This window comes from Haloarcula sp. K1 (assembly GCF_001647155.1).
Lineage (GTDB): Archaea > Halobacteriota > Halobacteria > Halobacteriales > Haloarculaceae > Haloarcula > Haloarcula hispanica.
On record NZ_LRHL01000043.1, the window covers coordinates 314,136 to 335,646 of the forward strand.

A 21,511-nucleotide genomic window follows, 5' to 3' on the forward strand; every position below is an offset into this window, starting at 1 on the left:
TGTTATATGCACCCCGACAGTACGGCCCTGTAGTATCTCGTGACAGCCACCTTCTCCAGCAGCAGGCCAAACGCACACGCACACACATGGTAGATGTAAGTCAACACGACCTCGTCCCAGACCACAGTGTCGTCGACGAGGACGACCTCGAAGCAGTACTCACGGAGTATGAAATCAAGAAGACGGACCTTCCGAAGATCAAGCGCACCGACAAGGCGCTGCCCGATGACGCCGAAGTCGGTGACGTGGTTCGGATCGTCCGCGACTCTCGAACGACGGACGAAGCCGTCGTGTACCGACTGGTGGTAGAATAATGGACACACAAGACCGCCGCGCTATATCGCGTGAATATTTCGCCAAGGAACGGCTCGCCGAACACCACTTCCGCTCGTTCAACGCCTTCCTCGACCGGGGGATGCAGCAGGTCGTCGACGAGAAAGAGACCATCGAGACCGATATCGGTGACAAGGAAGGGCAGGAACCGGTGTGGGTCGAACTGGGCGACGTTCGCGTCGTCACCCCGCGGGTCCGCGAGGCCGACGGTAGCGAGGAACTGCTGTACCCGCAGGAAGCCCGCCTCCGCAACATCACCTACTCCGCGCCGGTGTTCATGGAGATGGCCATCGTCCGCGGCGGTGAGGAGGAGCCGGAGGAAGTCGTCGACCGGACGGAGACCAAGATCGGGCGAATGCCCATCATGGTCGGGTCGAACAAGTGTAACATCGCGGGCTTCACCGACGAGGAACTCATCGACATCGGCGAGGACCCTGCAGACCCCGGTGGCTACTTCTGTGTCAACGGCTCCGAGCGGGTGCTGATGACCAGTGAGGACCTCGCCCCGAACAAGATTCTGGCCGAGTACGACACCAAGTACGGCGACGAGGTGCAGGTCGCCAAGACGTTCTCCCAGCGCCGTGGCTACCGCGCGCTGGTGCTGTGTGAACGGACCCGGGACGGGCTGCTGGAAGTCTCGTTCCCGTCCGTTTCGGGCAGTATCGACTTCGTCACGCTGGTCCGCGCGCTGGGGCTGGAGTCGGACGAGGAGATTGTCCACCGCGTCAGCGAGGACCCGGAAATCGTGAAGTTCATGCTGGAGAACTTGGAGGAGGCCGAGGTCCAGACGACCGAGGAAGCCATCGAGACGCTGGGCAAGCGTGTCGCCTCCGGGCAGGGCAAGAACTACCAGCTCAAGCGGGCCAACTACGTCATCGACCGCTATCTCCTCCCGCACCTGCACGAGGAAGGCGTCGAGGAAGAGGAAGTCCGTATCAACAAGGCCTTCTACCTCTGCCGGATGGCCGAGGCGTGTTTCGAACTGGCACTGGGCCGTCGCGAATCCGACGACAAGGACCACTACGCCAACAAGCGGCTGAAGGTCAGCGGCGACCTGATGACCGACCTGTTCCGGACGGCGCTGAACAAGCTCGCCCGGGACGTGAAGTACCAGCTCGAACGGGCCAACATGCGGAACCGCCAGCTCTCCGTTTCGACAGTCGTTCGCTCGGACGTGCTGACCGAGCGGCTGGAGCACCCGATCGCGACGGGGAACTGGGTCGGCGGCCGCTCCGGCGTGAGCCAGCTGGTCGACCGGACCGACTTCATGGGGGTGCTGTCACACCTCCGGCGACTGCGCTCGCCGCTCAGTCGCTCCCAGCCCCACTTCGAGGCACGGGACCTGCACGCGACCCAGTGGGGTCGTATCTGTCCCTCGGAGACGCCTGAAGGCCCCAACTGTGGGCTGGTGAAGAACTTCGCCCAGGCGATGGAGCTGTCACAGGACGTATCGGACCCACAGGGTCTCAAACAGGAACTCGCAGAGATGGGGGTCCAGGGCATCCCCGGTATCGAGTCGATCGAACAGCAGCCCGCGGACGATTAATATGAGTCAGGGACGCGAAGCCAAGGTATACGTAAACGGTAGTCTGGTCGGGACACATCCCGACCCGGAACAGCTCGCAGAACAGGTACGACAGGCGCGACGACGGGGGGACGTCTCCCAGATGGTCAACGTCTCGGTCAAGAACCGGACCGGGGAAGTCATCATCAACGCCGACGCTGGCCGTGCCCGACGCCCGCTGCTGGTCGTCGAGGACGGCGAACCGCTGATGACCGACGAGGAGGTCGAGCAGGTCAAAGAGGGCGAGCTCGAATTCGAGGAACTCGTCGAGCGTGGCCTCGTCGAGTTCATCGACGCCGAGGAAGAGGAGGACATCCTCGTCGGCGTCGACGAGGACGAACTCACGGAGAAGCACACGCACCTGGAAGTCGACCCGCAGCTGATGTTCGGTATCGGTGCCGGGATGATTCCGTACCCCGAACACAACGCCTCGCCCCGGATTACGATGGGGTCGGGGATGATCAAGCAGTCGCTCGGCCTGCCGTCGGCGAACTACCGCATTCGCCCGGACACGCGCCAGCACTTGCTGCACTACCCGCAGCTCTCGATGGTCAAGACCCAGACCACCGAGCAGATTGGCTACGACGACCGCCCCGCGGCGCAGAACTTCGTCGTCGCCGTCATGAGTTATGAAGGCTTCAACATCGAGGACGCACTCGTGATGAACCAGGGGTCGGTCGACCGCGCGCTCGCCCGCTCGCACTTCTTCCGCACGTACGAGGGTGAGGAACGGCGCTACCCCGGTGGTCAGGAGGACCGCTTCGAGATTCCTGACGACGAGGTTCGTGGCGCACGCGGCGAGGAAGCGTACACGCACCTCGACGACGATGGCCTCGTCAACCCCGAGACGAAGGTCGGCGAGAACGCCGTCCTGCTCGGCAAGACGAGCCCGCCCCGGTTCCTCGAAGAGCCGGACGACATGGGCGGCCTCTCGCCCCAGAAGCGCCGGGAGACGAGCGTGACGATGCGCTCGGGCGAATCCGGCGTCGTGGATACGGTCACGCTGATGGAAGGCGAGGACGGCTCGAAGCTCTCGAAGGTCTCGGTGCGTGACGAGCGCATCCCTGAACTCGGGGACAAGTTCGCGTCACGGCACGGCCAGAAGGGTGTCGTCGGCCACATCGCCCCGCAGGAGGACATGCCCTTCACCGAGGAGGGCGTTGTCCCGGACCTCATCATCAATCCGCACGCACTGCCGTCGCGGATGACCGTCGGCCACATTCTGGAGATGATCGGCGGGAAGGTCGGCGCACTCGAAGGTCGGCGCGTCGACGGCACCGCCTTCACCGGCGAGGATGAGGAGGAACTCCGCGGCTCGCTCGAAGAGCACGGCTTCGACTCCAGCGGCAAGGAGACGATGTACTCCGGCGTCACCGGCGAGAAGATCGACGCCGAGATCTTCGTTGGCGACATTTTCTACCAGAAGCTGTACCACATGGTCTCGAACAAGCTGCACGCCCGCTCACGCGGGCCGGTGCAGGTGCTCACCCGCCAGCCCACTGAGGGACGCGCCCGCGAAGGTGGCCTGCGCGTGGGTGAGATGGAGCGGGACGTGCTCATCGGGCACGGCGCGGCAATGGCGCTCAAGGAGCGCCTGCTCGACGAGTCCGACCGCGAGTGGATCAACGTCTGCGGGCAGTGCGGGATGACCGCCGTCGAGAACGTCGAGCAACGGCGCATCTACTGTCCGAACTGCGAGGAGGAGACGGACATCCACGAGGTCGAGATGTCCTACGCGTTCAAGCTCCTGCTCGACGAGATGAAGGCGCTCGGAATCGCCCCGCGGATCGAACTGGAGGACGCAGTATGAGCTCACAACAGACACCCCAGGAAATCGGGCAGCTCAGCTTCGGGCTGATGGACCCAGAGGAGTACCGCGAGATGTCGGCCACGAAAGTGATTACGGCCGACACGTACGACGACGACGGCTTCCCCATCGACATGGGGCTGATGGACCCGCGGCTCGGGGTCATCGACCCCGGACTGGAGTGCAAGACCTGCGGGAAACACAGCGGCTCCTGTAACGGCCACTTCGGCCACATCGAACTCGCTGCGCCCGTCATCCACGTCGGGTTCGCGAAGCTCATCCGCCGACTCCTGCGCGGGACCTGCCGGGAGTGCTCCCGGCTCTGTCTCGACGAGCACGAGCGCGACGAGTTCGCTGACCGACTGACACGGACCCAGGACCTCGGTCGCGACCTCAACGACGTGACCAAGGCCGCCATCCGGCAGGCCCGCAAGAAGGACCGTTGTCCGTTCTGTGGCGAGAAGCAGTACGACATCAAACACGAGAAGCCGACCACGTACTACGAGGTGCAGGACGTGCTGGCCTCGGACTACCCCGAGCGGATCGCCGCCGCGATGGAGGAGTCCGAGGACCCGATCTCGCCGATCGACCTCTCCGAAGAAACCGGAATCGACAGCAGCCGTGTGCAGGAGATTCTCAGCGGCGAGTTCCGACCGCGCCAGGAGGACCGCCGCGCCCTCGAAAAGGCGTTGTCGGTTGACCTGACCGAGGAGGACATGAACAAGCTGATGCCCAGCGACATCCGGGACTGGTTCGAGGACATCCCGGACGAGGACATCGAAGTGCTGGGGATGAAACCGGCCCGCTCCCGACCGGAGTGGATGATTCTGACGGTGCTGCCGGTGCCGCCGGTGACGGCGCGGCCCTCGATTACGCTGGACAACGGCCAGCGCTCCGAGGACGACCTCACCCACAAGCTTGTGGACATCATCCGCATCAACCAGCGGTTCATGGAGAACCGCGAGGCGGGTGCGCCACAGCTGATTATCGAGGACCTCTGGGAACTGCTGCAGTACCACGTCACCACCTTCATGGACAACGAGATTTCGGGCACGCCGCCGGCGCGACACCGCTCCGGCCGGCCGCTGAAGACCCTCTCCCAGCGCCTGAAAGGCAAGGAGGGTCGCTTCCGCGGCTCGCTGTCCGGGAAGCGCGTGAACTTCTCCGCCCGGACCGTCATCTCGCCGGACCCGACGCTCTCGCTGAACGAGGTCGGCGTGCCGGACCGGGTCGCCAAGGAGATGACCCAGACGATGAACGTCACCGAGCGAAACCTGGAGAAAGCGCGGCGCTACGTCTCCAACGGGCCTGAAGCCCACCCCGGCGCGAACTACGTCAAGCGGCCGGACGGCCGCCGGCTGAAGGTGACCGAGAAAAACTGCGAGGAACTCGCGGAGAAGGTCGAAGCGGAGTGGGAAGTGTCCCGCCACCTGGTCGACGGCGACATCATCATCTTCAACCGCCAGCCGTCGCTGCACCGGATGTCTATCATGGCCCACGAGGTCGTCGTGATGCCGTACAAGACGTTCCGGCTGAACACGACGGTCTGTCCGCCGTACAACGCTGACTTCGACGGGGACGAGATGAACATGCACGCCCTGCAAAACGAGGAGGCCCGGGCCGAAGCCCGCGTCCTCATGCGCGTGCAGGAACAGATGCTCTCCCCGCGCTTCGGCGAGAACATCATCGGCGCGATTCAGGACCACATCAGCGGGACCTACCTGCTGACCCACACCAATCCGAAGTTCAACGAGACGCAGGCGCTTGACCTGCTCCGGGCGACGCGTATCGACGAACTGCCTGAAGCGGACGGCGTCGACGAGGACGGCGAGGAGTACTGGACCGGCCGCTCCCTGTTCTCCGAACTGCTGCCGGACGACCTGAACCTGGAGTTCACGTCCTCTGCTGGCGACACTGTCGTCGTCGAGGACGGCCAGATGACTGGCGGCACCATCGACGAGGACGCCGTCGGGGCCTTCGGGGGCGAAATCGTCGACACCATCGCCAAGGACTACTCGCGGACCCGCGCCCGGATTCTCGTCAACGAGGTCTCGGCGCTGGCGATGCGGTCGATCATGCACTTCGGGTTCTCCATCAGCATCGACGACGAGTCTATCCCACGAGAAGCGGAAGAGCAGATCAACGACGCCATCGACAGCGCCTACGACCGCGTCGAGGAACTCATCGAGACCTACGACCGCGGCGAACTCGAATCGCTGCCCGGTCGGACCGTCGACGAGACGCTGGAGATGAAGATCATGCAGACGCTGGGCAAGGCGCGTGACTCCGCCGGTGACATCGCCGAGGACCACTTCGGCGAGGACAACCCGGCCGTCATCATGGCCGAGTCCGGCGCGCGTGGGTCGATGCTGAACCTGACCCAGATGGCCGGCTGTGTCGGCCAGCAGGCAGTCCGTGGCGAGCGGATCAACCGCGGCTACGAGAACCGCACGCTTAGCCACTTTGAGGAGAACGACCTCTCGGCGGACGCCCACGGTTTCGTGGAGGCGTCCTACCGCTCCGGGCTCGGCCCGAAGGAGTTCTTCTTCCACGCGATGGGTGGCCGCGAGGGACTGGTCGATACGGCTGTCCGGACATCGAAGTCCGGGTACCTGCAGCGCCGGCTCATCAACGCCCTGTCAGAACTCGAAACGCAGTACGACGGGACCGTCCGGGACACCTCGGACACCATCGTCCAGTTCGAGTTCGGCGAGGACGGCACGTCGCCGGTCGACGTGTCCTCGAACCAGGAGGGCGACATCGTCGACGTCGAGCAGATCGCCGACAGCGTCCTCGACGAGGAGTTCGAGAGCGAGAAACAGAAAGAGAGCTTCCTCGGCACGCGGACCGAGCGGACCAACCTCTCGGAGCATGCGGACGACTGGTGGATGGCCGAGGGTGACGACTAACAATGACAGCACACGACGTATCAGCAGACATCGAAGCCGTCGTCGAGGACACTGAGCTGCCGCGACGGCTGAAAGACGAAGTGTACAGCACCATCGATGAACGGGGCGTCGGCGTCGACGACGCCGACCGCATCGCCAAGGCCGTCGAGTCCCGCTACCTCGACACGCGTGTCGACCCGCTGGACCCGGTCGGGACCGTCTCGGCCCAGTCCATCGGCGAACCGGGAACGCAGATGACGATGAACACGTTCCACTACGCGGGGGTCGCCGAGATCGACGTGACCCAGGGCCTGCCACGGCTCATCGAGCTGGTGGACGCCCGGAAGACGCCGGACACGCCGATGATGACGGTTCACCTCGACGAGGAGTACGCGGATGACCGCGAACGCGCACACGAGGTCGTCTGGAAGATCGAGGCGACGCGCATCCTCGCGCTGGGTGACATCTCGACGAACGTCGCGGACATGCTCGTTGAGATCGACCTCAACGAGGACACGCTGCTGGAGCGGTGGCCGACGGTCAACGACACGGACGCCATCGCCGAGGAGATCGCCGAGACCATCGAATCGAATCTCGGCGTCTCGACCCGGCAGGCCGGCACGGTCATCGAGTTCGGCCCGGAGGAACCCAGCTACCGCGACCTCCTACAACTGGTCGAGGAGTTGCGGGAGATCGTCTTCAAGGGGATCGAGGAGATCACCCGCGTCGTCATCCGCAAGGAGGAGACTGACAACGGCGAGGAGTTCGTCCTCTACACCGAGGGGTCGGACTTCGGCGAAGTGCTCGACATCGAGGGCGTCGACGCCTCCCGGACGACGTGTAACAACATCCACGAGATCTACCGGGAACTCGGCGTCGAAGCGGCCCGCGAGACGCTCATCAACGAGACGATGAACACGCTCGAAGAGCAGGGGCTCGACGACGTGAACGTCCGGCACCTGATGCTCGTGGCCGACATCATGACCAACGAGGGGACCATCGAGTCCATCGGCCGCCACGGCATCTCGGGGTCGAAAGACTCTGTGCTTGCCCGTGCAGCGTTCGAGGTGACGGTCAATCACTTGCTCGACGCCGCCATCCACGGCGAGGTCGACGAACTCGACGGCGTCACGGAGAACGTCATCGTCGGGAAGCCGATCAAGCTCGGCACCGGCGACGTCAACCTCCGGATGGGCACGACCCAGGACTGATGCGGGTCGAACTCTCGGACGAAGCGCGTCGACTGGTCGCCCTCTTCGAGGACGAGGCAGCCGTCACCGTCCGGGATTGCGTCGTCGACGAGGACCACGACCAGGTGGTGTATCTGGTCAAGCGCGGGGAGATGGCCGACGCTATCGGCCCGGGCGGTCAGACGGTCGAGCGCGTCGAGGAGCGCCTCGGCCGCGAGGTCAAACTCGTCGAAGCCGCCGAGACGGCCGAGGACTTCGTGGCCAACGCGCTCGCGCCGGCCGCGGTGTACAACGTCACCGTCTCGGAGAACGACGACACCGTCGCGTACGTCGAAGTGGCACAGGAAGACCGCGGGGCTGCTATCGGCCGCGAAGGCCGAAACATCGACGCCGCCCGGCAACTGGCGAAGCGACACTTCGAAATCGACGGCATCGAACTGACCTGAGCGAGGCGATTCGAGCGGGTCCACGGACCCGCCTGCTCGGGCAGTCGATGTGGAGACTGACAGAAACCGCTTTTTTGATTGGTCGTGAACCGACTGCTATGCCTGCACTCCGGCGTCCAGACGGCGGCGACCTGCTGGCTCCGCTGACTATCGTCGGCATTTACCTGTATCACGCACACGTTCTGGGGAACCCCCCGTCCGGACTCGAAGGCGCGTTTATGCTCGCGCTGTTCGTGTTGGTGGGTGCCACGAGTCTCGTCGAGGGACTGCTCGCGTCACCGGCGTACCCGCTCGTCGGTGGCGGACTAACCGCGGTCTTTTATCTCGTCCGGTTCAGCCAGCGACAGGATATCGGCTCCGCGCTCGGCGTTTGTGCCGGGGTTCTTTTCGGTAGCTATGGCCTCTACCAATTGGTCACGTCGAGCGCCGAACCGAAACTGTAAGTGGCAGATGAAACAGGAGGCGACGCTCAGTCGTCGCCAGTGGCCGGGTCGTCCGCGCCGTGTTCGTACACGTCGGTATCGCTGTGCGTGGTGCCGCTGTCGACATCGAACGTCTGCAGGAGTTCGCTGAGGTCGCCGGCCTGATCCGAGAGGGACTCGATGCCGCCGGTGACTTCGTTGATCGTCGCGGTCTGTTCCTCCGCGGCGGCGGCGACGTTCTCGGCGCGGGAAGCGGTTTCCTCGCTGATTGTCCCGACCTCGTCGGTCATCGCCACTGCTTCCTCCGTCGTCGCGGCCTGCTCGTCGGTGGCGTCGCTGATGGACTGGATACCGTCGTTGACCTCTTCGACGCGGTCGACGATCTGTTCGAGGGACTTGATCGCGTCGTCGACGGTATCGATACCGTCCGTGACAGAGTCGCCCATCTGCCTGATGTCGGTCACGGCGTCACCGGTGGTGTCCTGCACTTCCTCGATAACCGTCGAGACCTCCTCGGTGGCTTCGGTCGTTTCCTGTGCGAGGCCTTTGATCTCGTCGGCGACGACGGCGAACCCTTCGCCAGCTTCGCCGGCTCGTGCGGCCTCGATGGAGGCGTTCAGGGCGAGCATGTTGGTCTGCTCGGCGATGTCGTCGATGAGGTCGACGATGTCGCCGATCTGTTCCATCTCCTCGTCGAGTGACTCGACGCGGTCGATAGTCTCGTCGGCTCGCGTCTCGATGTCGTTCATGACCTCGATAGCCTCCGATGCGCGCTCGCTGCCGGTTTCACCGATCTCTGCGGCCTCGTTCGACGTGGTCGCGACTTCGTCGGCCTGTGCCGCGACCTCTTCGACCGTCGCGGAGAGGCCGGACATCTCGTCGACCGTCTCCTCGATGTTCTCGTACTGCGTCTCCGCGCCGTCGGCGATCTCCTGTACGGATTCGCTGACCTCCTCGCTGGCGTCACGGACCTCCGTGGCGCTCGCGGTGATCTGGTCGGCGGAGCCGTCAACGTCGTCGGCAAACTCCCGGATACGCATGACCGTCTGGCCGAGTTGGGCGAGCATATCGTTGAACGCGGCGGCGATGTCGGCCATCGCGTCGTTGTCCGTGTCGGTGTCGAGTCGCTGGGTGAGGTCGCCGTCGGCCGCTTTCCGCATCACGGCCGAGAACTCCTCGGCCTGCCGTTCGAGCGTTCCGGCCAACTCCTCAGCCTCCTCTTTGGACTCTTCGGCCTCTTGCTGGGCCTGTTCGAGATCGCTGATGAACGATTCGAGGTTGCCGTGCATGCTCGATAGCGACGCTCCGAGCTGGCCGGGGATGTCCTCGTCGAGCACCGGGTCGTCGAACGCCTGTCTGGAGAGTGCGTCGGCCTGTGCGGCGACGGTGTCGAGATAGGTCTTCATCTCGTAGAAGGCGTTCTGGACGTCGCCGATCTCGTCGAGGCGGTCAGACTGTTCGATGTCGGTGTCGAAGTTCCCCACCGCAAGGGCTTCCGCCTGTGTCGAGAGCCGTCTGAGCGACTGCATGATGCCGCGACCGACGAGGACGCCGATGAGGGCGAACCCGGCCAGTGAAACGCCGATGATGGCGACGAAGCTCCCCTGAATACTGTCACGTAACGCGAAGGCGGTCGATTTCGGGGCCTGCTTGACGACGATCCACGGCGTGTCATCGACGGACTCCGCGGCGAGCAGGTACGGCCCGCTCCGGGCCACGTCGCTCTCTCCCGCTGTGAGTGCGGTCAGGTTGGCGGAGACGTTGTACTGTGTCCCGATAGTCGAGGCGTCCTCGGCGAACTGGACCGTGCCGTCCTGTCGGATAATCCGCGTTTCACCGCCGTCGATGGAGTTGCGGAACTGGGCCGTCCGCGCGGTCACGTTGTGGACCACGACGACCAGCTTGTCGCTCCGGGCGACCGGGCTCGCGAAGGCGATGTACTTGCCCCCGTTATAAGTGTACACTGTCGACATATCGACCGAGTTCGACCCGGTGACCGAGAGGCCCCCACCTTCCCACTCGAAGTCGTCAGTCCGGAGCGACGTGTCGCGTCGGTCGCTCAGCGACGACTCCTCGATTTCCAGGGTCTCCTCGTTGACGTAGTGGATGGCATACACGGACTCCGGCTGGTAGAACGCTTGCCGCTGTAACGCACCACGGATCATCGTTGGACTCCCCTCCTGAACGTCGGACAGCGTTGAGAGAGTTCGTGCGGCGTTTCGCTGGCTACGGACCCAGTCCGCTGTTGTCGTGGCCGTCTGGATGGTGCCCGTCTGCAGTTCGTTCTCGCGCTGTTCAGTCAGTTCGTTTGCGACCGTCCGCTCCGCAGTGACGCTGACACCCGCAACGAGCAGGGCAATACAGAGAATGATGAGCGTCAACTTCCGGATGTACGTTCGCCGGACGATGTCTGGGAGACGTTGTTCGAGTTTCATAGATACTACCCGCAGGTCTGTCTGAATAACTCAAGCGCCGGTACTAGAAACCATCTGCCCAGTTATCACACCTGATTCCATGTGGCCGGGCTATCTCCCGGCCTGGCGGACTGGGACCGGTGTCTGTGACTCCTGATACGTACACTGTCGGCTGTGACGAATTCCGCAGACCGATGCTAGTGGGGTCTCCCGAAATAGTGTCAGAAAACTCTGTGAAAGCTGAAATCATCGAATATGGGTTCCCGAAGGACCGCCGGGAACTGTTTTGCGCGTCATACGCCGACCGAAACACCTTGTTACCCGTTTCTTTCCCGCTGTCGTGGCCTCTCTTCGCGTTATCTAACCCAGTTCTGCACCTGATTTCCCCGTCTATGGCACAGAACGCCACACACGGAAGCGCTACCGGCTGAGTCCGAAAGAGGAGTCTTAAGTACCTCCGAAAGGTACCAGTGCCTACTATGGCGAACGGCAAGTACGCCGCGCGCAAGCTCAAGAAGGACCGCCAGAAACACCGGTGGTCCGACACTGACTACGCGCGTCGCGAACGCGGCCTGGGCAAGAAGTCCGACCCGCTCGAGGGTGCGCCCCAGGGACGAGGTATCGTACTGGAGAAAGTCGGCATCGAGGCCAAGCAGCCCAACTCCGCTATCCGGAAGTGTGTCCGCGTCCAGCTCATCAAGAACGGTAAGCAGGTCACCGCGTTCTGTCCCGGTGACGGCGCTATCTCTTTCATCGACGAGCACGACGAGGTCACGATTGCGGGTATCGGCGGGGCGAAGGGCCGCGCGATGGGCGACCTCTCCGGTGTCAACTACAAGGTCGAGAAGGTCAACGGCGTCTCTCTCATCGAACTTGTTCGCGGGAACGCGGAGAAACCGGTCCGATAACCATGAGTGCCGAAGACACACCCGAGGCTGACGCTGACGAGGCTGCGGAAAGCGAGCCGGAGACGGCCCGTGCGAAGCTGTTCGGCGAGTGGGAGATCACGGACATCGAGTACTCCGACCCCTCGACCGAGCGCTACATCACTGTCACGCCGATCGCCCACACGATGGGGCGACACGCGGACAAGCAGTTCAAGAAAAGCGAGATCAGCATCGTCGAGCGGCTCATCAACCGCCTGATGCAGACCGACGAGAACACGGGCAAGAAGCAGCTCGCGACCTCCATCGTCACTGAGGCGTTCGAAATCGTTCACGAGCGCACCGACGAGAACCCGATTCAGGTGCTCGTCAGTGCTGTCGAGAACAGCGCCCCGCGAGAGGAGACCGTCCGCCTGAAATACGGTGGTATCTCGGTCCCGAAGGCCGTCGACGTCGCGCCACAGCGCCGCGTCGACCAGGCCCTGAAGTTCATCGCAGAGGGCGTGTACGGTGGCTCGTTCAAGACCACCACCAGCGCCGCCGAGGCGCTCGCACAGCAGCTCATCGGCGCTGCTAACGACGACGTCCAGGCCTACGCGGTCAACCAGAAAGAAGAGAAAGAACGCGTCGCGGCCGCCGCTCGCTAACACGGCTGTCTCCGACATCTTTATTCTTCTTTGTTCTGCAGTGAAATCTATGCGAAAACCGTGCCGGGACGGCGGGTCTCGCCGCCAGTATCTCGCCGCACTCGCCGCCGCCGGAGCGACCGCGCTGGCCGGCTGTCGCGGTGAGCCCGGAACACAGGCCGAGTCCTCAGGCCCGGCACCGACAACCACAACGACGGCAGACCCGGCTCGGGCGCTGGACCGCTACGACGTATCCCTCAGCCACGAGCGCAGCCAGTCACCCGACACCGACTGGGCGGCTCCGACCGCGTCGCCAACAGACACACCGCTCGCCACCGAACCACTCATCGAGGATCTGGAGATCCCGTGGGACCTCTCGTTTGCCGCGGACGGAACGCTGTTTCTCACCGAGCGGGTCGGCCGCGTCCTCTCGTTTGTGGACGGCAGCGTCCGAACAGTCACCGAACCGGCGGCAGTCATCGACGCGGAATCGAGCGACGATGGCTGGTGGGTAACGGGCGGTGAGGGCGGCACGCTCGGCGTCGCCGCGCACCCGACTTACCCCGAGCCGCCGGTAGTGTACGTCTACTACACGACGACAACCGACGACGAGCGGGTCAACCGGGTCGTCGCCATGGATGTCTCGGCCGAGGACCCGGCCGCCACGGAGTCCGTCCTCGTCGACGCCATTCCCGGAAGCAAGATACACAACGGCGGTCGGCTCACGTTCGGCCCCGAGGACTACCTCTGGATTACGACCGGGGACGCCGGGTCCGGCGAACTGGCCGCCGACACCGACTCGCTCGGCGGGAAGGTCCTTCGCGTGACGCCCGCGGGCGACCCCGCTCCGGGGAACCCGGACCTCGGTGGTGACCCGCGGGTGTTCACCTACGGCCACCGGAATCCACAGGGGATCGCGTGGCTTCCGGACGGCACTGTCGTTGCTTCCGAACACGGCCCGACCGGGCGGGACGAACTCAACCGCCTCGTGGCTGGTGGGTACTACGGCTGGCCAGACACCCGCAAGCACGAGGAGTACGCCGACGCCGGCCCCGAGGTCCGCCGCCCGCTCGTAAACACGGGCAACGCCGGCGGCTGGGCTCCCTCCGGGTCGCTGTTCTACACCGGCGACGCCGTGCCGTCGCTGCGGAACAGACTGCTCACTGGCGGCCTGAAGGGCCAGAAACTCCTCACAACGACGCTGACGCCGGCCGGTGGGGACCTGCCACCGGGTGACGACGCCGAGGTGTACGACGCTGACTGGACCGACGACGCCTACACCGCGACGACCCACTCCCTGCTGGCCGACGAAGTCGGCCGGATTCGACACGTCGAGCAGGGGCCGGACGGCGGCCTCTACCTCGTTACGTCGAACCGCGACGGACGGGCCGGCGACGGCTTCCCGCGGGAGCGCGACGACGTGCTCGCCCGCATCACGCCGGCCGAGTGACCAGCGCGGGCGGGCACCCGTTCTGTGAACCACTGGCTATATTTCGGTTGACGAGAGAGGGAGACCCATGGCAACAGAGCAATCCGTCGACCTCGTCGACGACGAGACTGTGGGCTTGTTCACGAAGGCGGTGCTGCTCGCGGCGCTGACCGCGGCGCTCGCACAGATATCTATCCCGCTTCCGGGACTGCCGGTGGTATTCTCATTGCAGCCGTTCGGGATGTTCTTCGCCGGACTGCTACTGGGACCGCTGTGGGGCGGCGTCGCGCTCCTGTTGTACCTGCTGGTCGGTATCGCCGGTGCGCCGGTGTTCTCGAACGCGAACGCGGGTATCGGGTATGTCATCGCCGGCCAGTCCGGCGGTTTCCTCGTCGGGTTCCTCGTCGGCGCGGTCGTCGCCGGCGCTATCGCACACCGAAGCATAGCGCCCAAACCGGTCGCTGATCTCTCTGTCCCGGTGCAGGTCGTCGCGCTCACCGCGGCGATCGCCGTCGTGTACGCTATCGGCATCCCGTGGATGTCGTTCGTTGCCGGCCTTCCGCTCACTCGTGCCACCGCTCTGATGGCTCCGTACATACCACTTGACCTCCTGAAGCTCGGTATCGCAGTCGCCGTTGTGCAGGGCGGATATCTCGACGGTCGATGATAGCGGTCAGCGACCTGCGCTATCGGTACGGCGACGTCGACGTCCTCGACGGGCTCACGCTGTCGATACCCGACGGTCAGTACTGCCTGCTCGTCGGACCGAACGGGAGCGGCAAGACGACGCTCGTCCGGCATTTCAACGCCCTGCTGACGCCCGACGCCGGAACGATCACCGTCGACGGGACCGACGTGACGGACGACCCGGTCGTCGCCCGGACACGCATCGGGATGGTGTTCCAGCACCCCCGCGACCAGTTCGTCGCCGCGACCGTGGCGGCTGACGTGGCCTTCGGCCCGGAGAACCTCGGCCTCGACAGGGACGAGATCGACCGCCGGGTCGAAACGGCGCTTGACGCCGTCGACCTCGGCGATGCAGCGGATAGCCGCATCGACGCTCTCTCGGGCGGCGAGCAGGCCCGCGTCGCCATCGCCGGGGCGCTCGCCATGGAACCGGACTACCTCGTGCTCGACGAACCGCTCGTCGGCCTCGACTGGCCGGCCAGGGAGTCGGTGCTCGACCACCTCGACGCGCTGGCCGCCGATGGAACGGGCATCATCGTCGTCACGCACGACCTCCGGGACCTCCACGAGCGGGCCGACCGCCTCGTCGCGCTGCAGGATGGGCAGGTCGTGCTCGATGCGTCGCCATCCGAAGCGCTCGATACCCTCACGGACCTCGGTATCCGCGACCCACGATGTTGAGCTACCGGCCCGGCTCGACGTTCGCGCATCGGCTGGACCCGCGGTCGAAGCTCCTGGTCCAGTTCGGGCTCGCCATCGCCGCGGTCGCACACCCCACGCTCCCGTGGCTCGTCGGGACGACCGCGTTCGCACTGGGGACGCTCGCGGCGGCACGGCTCTCGCCGCTGGCCGTCCTGCGCTCCTACCGGGTCGTCCTCGCCGTGCTGGCGCTGGCACCGGTCGTCGCCGGTGTGGCGCTCGGCCCGCCGTGGTTTCGGGTCGACCCGGCGCTCCGTTCGGCCCTGCACGTCGGGCGCATCCTCCCGGTGTTGCTCGTCAGCGCCGCCTACCTCACCTCGACGCCAGTCCGGGATACCCGGGCGGCGGTCCAGCGCCTGATCCCCGGCAAGCCCGGCCAGATTCTCGGTATCGGGATGGCGCTCGTCGTCCGACTGTTCCCGCTGGTACTCGCGGACGTTCGGGAGGTGCGCGATGCGATCCACGCTCGCGGCGGTGAGGCCCGCCCGCTACGGGACCGCGTTCGGCTGCTCGCCGTTCGGTCGCTGGAACGGACCCTCGACCGCTCGGACCGGCTCTCCGTCGCCCTGCGGGCCCGCTGTTTCGCGTGGAACCCGACGCTGCCGCCGCTTGCCTTCGAGCGTCGTGACTACCCGGTGCTCGCCGTCGGCATCGCGCTGTCGGTGTCGCCGCTCGTTCCGGTTTAGCCGGTCGCCTGTGTGCGCCCGAGTGCAACGGTGGATGGTGGTTTCGCTATTCTGTCACTCCACGATATCGACACCGGTAATCTCGAACCGTGCGCCGCCCTCGTTCCCCTCGTCGATAGTTACCGTCCAGCCGTGGGCGTCGGCGATCTCCGCGACGATCCAGAGCCCGAACCCCGTTCCGGCGTCTGACGTCGAGTAGCCGGTCTCGAACACGCGTGACCGCTCCGATTCGTCGATGCCATCGCCGTCGTCTTCGACGTAGAAGCCGTCGTCAAGTTCTCCAACGGTAACCGTCACGTCGTCGCTGCCGTGTTCCACGCTGTCGCCGGCCCCCGGCCGACTGCTTGTGGAGCCATGCTCCACACTGTTACTGAACAGGTTCTCGAGCAGTTGTTCCAATCGGCTCCTGTCAGCACGAACGACGGCGTCTGTCTCGACAGTGAGTTCGGCGTCGTTGGTTTCGACGTTGTGCCAGCACTGTTCGGCCGTGTCCGTGAGCGCCACTACGCCGGCGTCAACCGCTGACTGCTCGTCGCGAGCGGCCGCGAGCAGGTCGTCGATGAGCGTCCGCATCCGCGCGAGCGCGTCGCTGGCGCTGTCGAGGTGTTCGCTGTCGTACTCCTGTTGGGCCAGTTCGATGCGTCCCTCGGCGACGGATAGTGGGTTCCTGAGGTCGTGGCTGACGATGCTCGTGAACTCTTCGAGACGTTCGTTCGTGTCCTCCAGTTCCTGCTCGCGGCGCTTGCGCTCGGTGATGTCACGGTCGATACCGATTGCCCGGACTGGCGTCCCGTCGCTGTCGGATTCGACGCGGCCCTTTGCCTCCATCCAGCGGACCTCGCCGTCACGGACGATTCGGAACTCGGCTTCGTACGTGCCGGTCTCGGTCGCTGATTCGATTCGGGCCGCGACTTCCGACTGGTCCTCGGGATGGACCAGCGGTAAAAACTCGTCCAGCGACTCGATGTCGGTGCCGTACAGCGTCTCGGACCCGGGGTAGTACGACAGGCCGCCGGACTCGAACTCGCGGTCCCAGACGACCGTATTAGTGGTCTCTAGCGCGATTTCCATCCGCTCGCGAGTCCCTTCCAGTTCGCGCTCCCGGAGCTTTCGGTCCGTGATATCCTGGACAGAGCCCCGGAGTTTGACAACATCGCCGTTCTCGGTGACTGGTTCACACAGTGCGCGGACCCATCGGTCGTGGTCGTCGTCGCCGATACGCACCTCCATGTCGTATCCCTCTGCTGTTTCTATCGCCCGCTCGAACTCGGTCATGACGGTCTCCCTGTCGTCGGGGTGGTACAGGTCGACGATAGACTCGACGGTCAGTTCGTCGTCCGGAGTCAGCCCGTGTATCCGGTAGAACTCGCTTGTCACCGTCATCTCCGGCGGCTCGCTCGTCACGTCTATCTCCCAGCCACCGACGCTCGCGATCCGCTGGGCCTGGTCGAGGAGTTCCTTCGTTCGCGTAAGCTCCTGCTCGCGTGCCTTCCGTTCGGTGATGTCCCGGCCGATGCCGGCCAGCATCGGGTTCCCGTCGGGGTCTTCGACGCGGGTCGCCGTGAACTCGTGGGGGATCTGATCCCCCGATTTCGTAATAAACGGCACTTCCACCCGGGTCGTGTCGCCCTCGAACACTGATTCGATAGCGGCCCCAACGAGGTCCCGATACTCCGCCGGGAAGAACTCGGCTCCGTAGGTCCCGGCGACTTCGGCGGCCGAGTAGCCGGTTACGTTCAGCAGACTCTCGTTCCAGCGCCGGAAGCGGCCGTCGCTGTCGAGGACGTAGAACACGTCGTCGATGGCGTCCAGCATGTCGTCGGTGTACTCCTTGTACCGTTCGAGGCGTTGTTCGCGCTGCTGGCGTTCGAGTTCGTAGCTCACCCACTGCGTCGCGAGATGGACGAACGTCTTCTCGTCCTCGGTGAAGGGGGTCTTGCGGGCCTCCCGGTCGACGAAACAGAGGCTCCCTGAATGTGCGTCACGGACACGGACCTCGGCGCTGATGTACGTCTCGTATTCCCAGCGGTCGTATGCCGGGTCCGAGGCCCACCCCTCATCGGACGCTTCGGCGATTGCCATGACGCTCCCTGTGTCGATCATCTTCCGGCAGTACGCCTCCGACAGCGGTGTGACGGTTCCTGGCTTGAGCCGTTCGTCGCTCCCGCTCGCATAGCGGACGGTGAACTCGTCGCGGTCAGTATCGTTCGCGGACAGGAACGCGCCAGCGGTCCCAAGGCGCTCCCGACCAAGGTCCAAAACCGCCTGTATCTTCTCTTCAAACGAGGCGTCGGGGTCGGCGCTGATCTCGTAGAGCTTCCGGAGCGTCTGGTTGTGCTCTGTGAGCTGGTTCTTGGTGGCTTCGAGTTCGCGCTCGCGGTTCCGCCGCTCGGTGATGTCACGGGCGAACCCGGCCACGCGAACGACCTCGCCGTCGTCGTTCGTGATTGGCTCGCCCTGTATCCAGACCCAGCGCTGATACTCCTCCGTTGCGTTGACACGGCATTCGACGTCGGCCGACTCGCCGTGCATGAGACGCCGCATCGCGTCTTTCATCAGCTCGCGGTCCTCGGGATGGATACCGTCCAGGAAATCGTAGGGGTTGTCACGGAGCTTGGCCACTGACCGCCCCCAGATATCCTCGTAGGCGGAGTTGATCACGAGGACTTCGCTCAGGTCGGCTGTGAACTCCCAGAGGATATCGTTGGTTGCCTCAGTGAGCTCCCGGACACGGCGCTCTGACTCGGCGGCCTGTCGCTTCGCGCGGTACTCGGAGACCGCGTTTTCGATGCGGTTGGCCAGTAGCTCGTACACCTCGACTCCGAACGACTTCTGTAGATAGTCGGTGACGCCCATCGAGATAGCTTCGCTGGCCACCTCTTCGCTGCCCTTGCCGGTGAACAGAATGAACGGTAGGTCCGGGTTCGTCTCCCGAATCGCATCGAGCAGATCGATGCCGTTCATCTTCGGCATATCGTAGTCGGAGACGACGGCGTCGAATCCGTTTTCGGCGAGCTGGTCGAGCCCGTCTCGTGCGCTGGTCGCGGTTTCGACGGAGATCCGGTCGTCCGCAGCCTCCAGGGAATCCGCTGCGACAGCCACGAAATCAGGGTCGTCGTCGATGTGTAACACCTGAATCCGTTCGCCGACGACATCGGTTTCCCCGTCGAGATGCCGGCCGCGAAGCGCCTCGGTCATAGTCAACTAGTTCACAAGTCCACGCAAAAACAGTTCTGCCAGTTAATTTGTGTTCGCGCGCAAGCGAAGCCGGCAGTCGGTGGCGACGAGGCTATCGCCTGCGTGTGACAACACCCGGCCGTCAGTGAGCCGGTCTTCCCGGGACATTCGGTTTCAGTCTGCCGCTCGGCCGCCGCCGCCGGCGTACGCGCGAGTCACGTCGACGAGCGCCTTCCGGAACTCGGACTCGTTCGGCTCGGGCGACAGCGAGGCGAAGTGGCGCTTGAACTCCGTGAGGTCGACCGATTCGGCGTCCTGGGCCGCGGCGTGGGCGAGGTCGTACAGCCGGTGGTCCGGTTCGACCAGGTCGTGGCGCTCACACAGCGCAAGGGCGAACGCCGCATTGACGGCCGTGATATCCGGGTCTGCAGCCGGCGTCAGTCGTGCGGCCGGTTCGCTGGGGTGGCGCACTCGGGTCGGTGACGTCGAGCGGTCCCAGGTCGGCGGGTCGCCGGGCCGGTCCGCGACGGCAGCCGCGAGGCTGGCTTCCAGAAACGGCACCAGTTTGTCGCCGGGTACCACCGGCATCCAGATGTCGTCGGCGTAGACGTCTTTCATGTGGTTGGCGATCTGGTAACAGTGCGTGAGCTTTCGCTGCTCGACCGAACGCCCCGCCAGCGCGAGGTAGATGGCCTCCCGCGTCGACTGGGTGTGTGACGGATGCTCCCGTTCGTGATGGTGCATGTGCGCGTATTCGTGTAACGCCAGTTCGCGGGCCATCGCGCTCGTCGCGGCCTGGCGGGAGATTGTCAGCCGGTGGGCGTCGTCGCTGTGACTGACGCGGGTGCGCTCGTCGGGGTCCTCCCGGATCCGGACAGTCACTGGTCGGTTCAGGTCGTGTTCCGTCGAGAAGAGGTCCCGCGCCCCGAGAAACGGTTCGGCCGGCCCACCCTGCACGTGCACGTCCATGTGTCACCTTCTCATGGGTCGCAGAGCTATTAATCCACGGGTGGGGGCAGCGTTCGCACAGAGCGGGTGCTCAGGACTCAATCGCCGCGAAACCGCGCTCCAGGTCGGCCCGGAGGTCCTCGACGGCTTCGATACCCACCGAAAGGCGGATAAGCGTGTCAGAGATGCCGAGTTCGTCCCGCGCAGCCGGTGAGAGGGGTTCGTGTGTCATCGCCGCCGGGAGCTCCGCCAGGCTCTCGACGCCGCCGAGGCTGACTGCCAGCGTCACCGTCTCTAACGCTTCGAGGAAGCGCTTGGCGTCGGCCATGTCTCCGGCCAGTTCGAACGAGAGCACGCCGCCAAAGCCCTGCATCTGCTCGCGAGCCAGGTCGTGCTGTGGGTGACTCTCTAACCCTGGGTAGTGGACCGTTTCGACGCGCTCGTGGTCGTCGAGGTACTGCGCGAGGGCCATAGCGTTGTTCTCGTGGCGAGTCATCCGGACACCCAGCGTCTTGATGCCCCGCGAGATGAGATAGCTGTCGAACGGGGCGAGCATGTTCCCGAGCGCGATCTGCTGGCGGAACTCCACCCGCTCGGCCACCTCGGGGTCGTTAGTAATCAGTGCGCCGCCGACGGCATCGCTGTGGCCGTTGAGGTACTTCGTCGTGCTGTGGACCACGAGGTCCGCGCCGAGGGACAGCGGCTGCTGGAAGTACGGACTCGCGAAGGTGTTGTCGACCCCGAGCGTCGCGTCGTAGTCGGCGGCGACGGCCGCAATCGCGTCGATGTCACAGAGTTTTATCAGTGGATTTGTCGGGGTCTCGACCCAGACTAACTCCGTTGCCGGCGTCATCGCGGCCGCGACAGCGTCGGCGTCAGTCGCGTCGACGAACTCCACGTCGACGCCAAGCTGGTCCCGGAACAGCGTTTCGAACATCCGTCGCGTGCCCGCGTACAGGTCGTCGAACGCAACGACGTGGTCGCCCGGTTCGACCAGTGAGAGCACCGCTGTTGCAACGGCCGCTGTCCCCGAACTGAAGGCATAGGCTCGCTCTCCGTCCTCTAGCGCGGCTAACTCCTGTTCGAGGCCGTGTCGTGTCGGGTTCGACAGCCGCGAGTAGAGGAACTCGCCTTCACCGGGGTCGACGTCCTCCAGAGAGAGGTCCGTGTCGAGCCCGGCTAGTTCGTAGGTCGACGAGAGGTGTATCGGGAGCGTGACATCCCCTGCTGCTGTCGCCGCCTCGGTATCGACTGCAATCGTGTCGAGGTGTGGACGCCGAGTCATACGCTTCCGTCCGCTGGCTGGCGCTA

At 64.7% G+C, this 21,511-nt stretch carries 17 protein-coding genes; 13 read left to right on the top strand and 4 right to left on the bottom strand.

All coding sequences use genetic code 11. The annotated features are described in order from the left end of the window. The first annotated feature begins 86 nt into the window (after window positions 1–86). From AV929_RS15070 to AV929_RS15100, 7 genes are all read left to right on the top strand, one after another. Window positions 87–314 (top strand): DNA-directed RNA polymerase subunit H, encoded by a 228-nt coding sequence (locus AV929_RS15070; RefSeq protein ID WP_004959115.1) that lies wholly within the window; start codon window positions 87–89, stop codon window positions 312–314. After that, window positions 314–1,879, top strand: coding sequence for a DNA-directed RNA polymerase subunit B'' (locus tag AV929_RS15075; protein ID WP_004959113.1), 1,566 nt, complete (start codon window positions 314–316; stop codon window positions 1,877–1,879). Before AV929_RS15070 ends, AV929_RS15075 begins: the two co-directional genes overlap by 1 nt. Window position 1,880: 1 nt before the next feature. Beyond that, on the top strand, window positions 1,881–3,707 hold the full coding sequence (gene rpoB / locus AV929_RS15080; protein ID WP_008307505.1) for a DNA-directed RNA polymerase subunit B: 1,827 nt from the start codon (window positions 1,881–1,883) through the stop codon (window positions 3,705–3,707). Continuing rightward, on the top strand, window positions 3,704–6,613 hold the full coding sequence (locus tag AV929_RS15085; protein WP_014041493.1) for a DNA-directed RNA polymerase subunit A': 2,910 nt from the start codon (window positions 3,704–3,706) through the stop codon (window positions 6,611–6,613). The genes rpoB and AV929_RS15085 overlap by 4 nt, the downstream gene beginning before the upstream one ends. A gap of 2 nt (window positions 6,614–6,615) precedes the next feature. Continuing rightward, complete coding sequence (rpoA2, locus tag AV929_RS15090; protein WP_014041492.1) at window positions 6,616–7,803, top strand: DNA-directed RNA polymerase subunit A''; 1,188 nt, start codon at window positions 6,616–6,618, stop codon at window positions 7,801–7,803. Beyond that, window positions 7,803–8,228 (top strand): NusA-like transcription termination signal-binding factor, encoded by a 426-nt coding sequence (locus AV929_RS15095; protein ID WP_004515442.1) that lies wholly within the window; start codon window positions 7,803–7,805, stop codon window positions 8,226–8,228. The genes rpoA2 and AV929_RS15095 overlap by 1 nt, the downstream gene beginning before the upstream one ends. A 98-nt stretch (window positions 8,229–8,326) precedes the next feature. Continuing rightward, window positions 8,327–8,671 (top strand): hypothetical protein, encoded by a 345-nt coding sequence (locus AV929_RS15100; protein WP_008307511.1) that lies wholly within the window; start codon window positions 8,327–8,329, stop codon window positions 8,669–8,671. Between the two features lie 26 nt (window positions 8,672–8,697). Here AV929_RS15100 and AV929_RS15105 read toward each other — a convergent pair whose 3' ends face one another. Beyond that, window positions 8,698–11,085, bottom strand: a complete 2,388-nt coding sequence (locus AV929_RS15105; protein WP_064288630.1) for a methyl-accepting chemotaxis protein — start codon at window positions 11,083–11,085, stop codon at window positions 8,698–8,700. Between the two features lie 458 nt (window positions 11,086–11,543). Between AV929_RS15105 and AV929_RS15110 the strand changes: the two genes are divergently transcribed. The 6 genes from AV929_RS15110 (at window position 11,544) to AV929_RS15135 (ending at window position 16,075) form a co-directional block, all read left to right on the top strand. Next, window positions 11,544–11,972, top strand: coding sequence for a 30S ribosomal protein S12 (locus AV929_RS15110; RefSeq protein WP_004515440.1), 429 nt, complete (start codon window positions 11,544–11,546; stop codon window positions 11,970–11,972). Window positions 11,973–11,974: 2 nt separating this feature from the next. Then, window positions 11,975–12,595, top strand: coding sequence for a 30S ribosomal protein S7 (locus AV929_RS15115; protein ID WP_008307521.1), 621 nt, complete (start codon window positions 11,975–11,977; stop codon window positions 12,593–12,595). 49 nt (window positions 12,596–12,644) lie between these two features. Then, window positions 12,645–14,024 carry a PQQ-dependent sugar dehydrogenase gene (locus AV929_RS15120; RefSeq protein WP_064288631.1) on the top strand — a complete coding sequence of 460 codons (1,380 nt, stop codon included), beginning with the start codon at window positions 12,645–12,647 and terminating at the stop codon, window positions 14,022–14,024. Between the two features lie 67 nt (window positions 14,025–14,091). Further along, entirely contained in the window at window positions 14,092–14,670 is a 579-nt protein-coding gene (locus AV929_RS15125; protein WP_050037159.1) for a biotin transporter BioY, read from the top strand. Beyond that, window positions 14,667–15,371 carry an energy-coupling factor ABC transporter ATP-binding protein gene (locus AV929_RS15130; protein WP_050037158.1) on the top strand — a complete coding sequence of 235 codons (705 nt, stop codon included), beginning with the start codon at window positions 14,667–14,669 and terminating at the stop codon, window positions 15,369–15,371. Before AV929_RS15125 ends, AV929_RS15130 begins: the two co-directional genes overlap by 4 nt. Next, window positions 15,365–16,075 carry an energy-coupling factor transporter transmembrane protein EcfT gene (locus tag AV929_RS15135; protein ID WP_050037157.1) on the top strand — a complete coding sequence of 237 codons (711 nt, stop codon included), beginning with the start codon at window positions 15,365–15,367 and terminating at the stop codon, window positions 16,073–16,075. The genes AV929_RS15130 and AV929_RS15135 overlap by 7 nt, the downstream gene beginning before the upstream one ends. Window positions 16,076–16,129: 54 nt before the next feature. Here AV929_RS15135 and AV929_RS15140 read toward each other — a convergent pair whose 3' ends face one another. From AV929_RS15140 to AV929_RS15150, 3 genes are all read right to left on the bottom strand, one after another. Further along, the gene (locus tag AV929_RS15140) at window positions 16,130–19,273 is read right to left on the bottom strand and encodes a PAS domain S-box protein (protein WP_064288632.1); all 3,144 of its coding nucleotides are present in this window, start codon (window positions 19,271–19,273) and stop codon (window positions 16,130–16,132) included. 153 nt (window positions 19,274–19,426) lie between these two features. Continuing rightward, window positions 19,427–20,221, bottom strand: coding sequence for a DUF5781 family protein (locus AV929_RS15145; RefSeq protein WP_064288633.1), 795 nt, complete (start codon window positions 20,219–20,221; stop codon window positions 19,427–19,429). Window positions 20,222–20,291: 70 nt separating this feature from the next. Then, a complete protein-coding gene (locus AV929_RS15150) occupies window positions 20,292–21,485 on the bottom strand; it encodes a PLP-dependent aspartate aminotransferase family protein (protein ID WP_064288634.1) in 1,194 nt (397 codons plus the stop codon). Window positions 21,486–21,511: the final 26 nt, after the last annotated feature.

Bases quoted from the DNA above. Each gene is read 5' to 3' on its own strand.
- AV929_RS15070 (WP_004959115.1), top strand. From the start codon at position 87: ATGGTAGATGTAAGTCAACACGACCTCGTCCCAGACCACAGTGTCGTC.
- AV929_RS15075 (WP_004959113.1), top strand. From the start codon at position 314: ATGGACACACAAGACCGCCGCGCTATATCGCGTGAATATTTCGCCAAG.
- rpoB (WP_008307505.1), top strand. From the start codon at position 1,881: ATGAGTCAGGGACGCGAAGCCAAGGTATACGTAAACGGTAGTCTGGTC.
- AV929_RS15085 (WP_014041493.1), top strand. From the start codon at position 3,704: ATGAGCTCACAACAGACACCCCAGGAAATCGGGCAGCTCAGCTTCGGG.
- rpoA2 (WP_014041492.1), top strand. From the start codon at position 6,616: ATGACAGCACACGACGTATCAGCAGACATCGAAGCCGTCGTCGAGGAC.
- AV929_RS15095 (WP_004515442.1), top strand. From the start codon at position 7,803: ATGCGGGTCGAACTCTCGGACGAAGCGCGTCGACTGGTCGCCCTCTTC.
- AV929_RS15100 (WP_008307511.1), top strand. From the start codon at position 8,327: ATGCCTGCACTCCGGCGTCCAGACGGCGGCGACCTGCTGGCTCCGCTG.
- AV929_RS15105 (WP_064288630.1), bottom strand. From the start codon at position 11,085: ATGAAACTCGAACAACGTCTCCCAGACATCGTCCGGCGAACGTACATC.
- AV929_RS15110 (WP_004515440.1), top strand. From the start codon at position 11,544: ATGGCGAACGGCAAGTACGCCGCGCGCAAGCTCAAGAAGGACCGCCAG.
- AV929_RS15115 (WP_008307521.1), top strand. From the start codon at position 11,975: ATGAGTGCCGAAGACACACCCGAGGCTGACGCTGACGAGGCTGCGGAA.
- AV929_RS15120 (WP_064288631.1), top strand. From the start codon at position 12,645: ATGCGAAAACCGTGCCGGGACGGCGGGTCTCGCCGCCAGTATCTCGCC.
- AV929_RS15125 (WP_050037159.1), top strand. From the start codon at position 14,092: ATGGCAACAGAGCAATCCGTCGACCTCGTCGACGACGAGACTGTGGGC.
- AV929_RS15130 (WP_050037158.1), top strand. From the start codon at position 14,667: ATGATAGCGGTCAGCGACCTGCGCTATCGGTACGGCGACGTCGACGTC.
- AV929_RS15135 (WP_050037157.1), top strand. From the start codon at position 15,365: ATGTTGAGCTACCGGCCCGGCTCGACGTTCGCGCATCGGCTGGACCCG.
- AV929_RS15140 (WP_064288632.1), bottom strand. From the start codon at position 19,273: ATGACCGAGGCGCTTCGCGGCCGGCATCTCGACGGGGAAACCGATGTC.
- AV929_RS15145 (WP_064288633.1), bottom strand. From the start codon at position 20,221: ATGGACGTGCACGTGCAGGGTGGGCCGGCCGAACCGTTTCTCGGGGCG.
- AV929_RS15150 (WP_064288634.1), bottom strand. From the start codon at position 21,485: ATGACTCGGCGTCCACACCTCGACACGATTGCAGTCGATACCGAGGCG.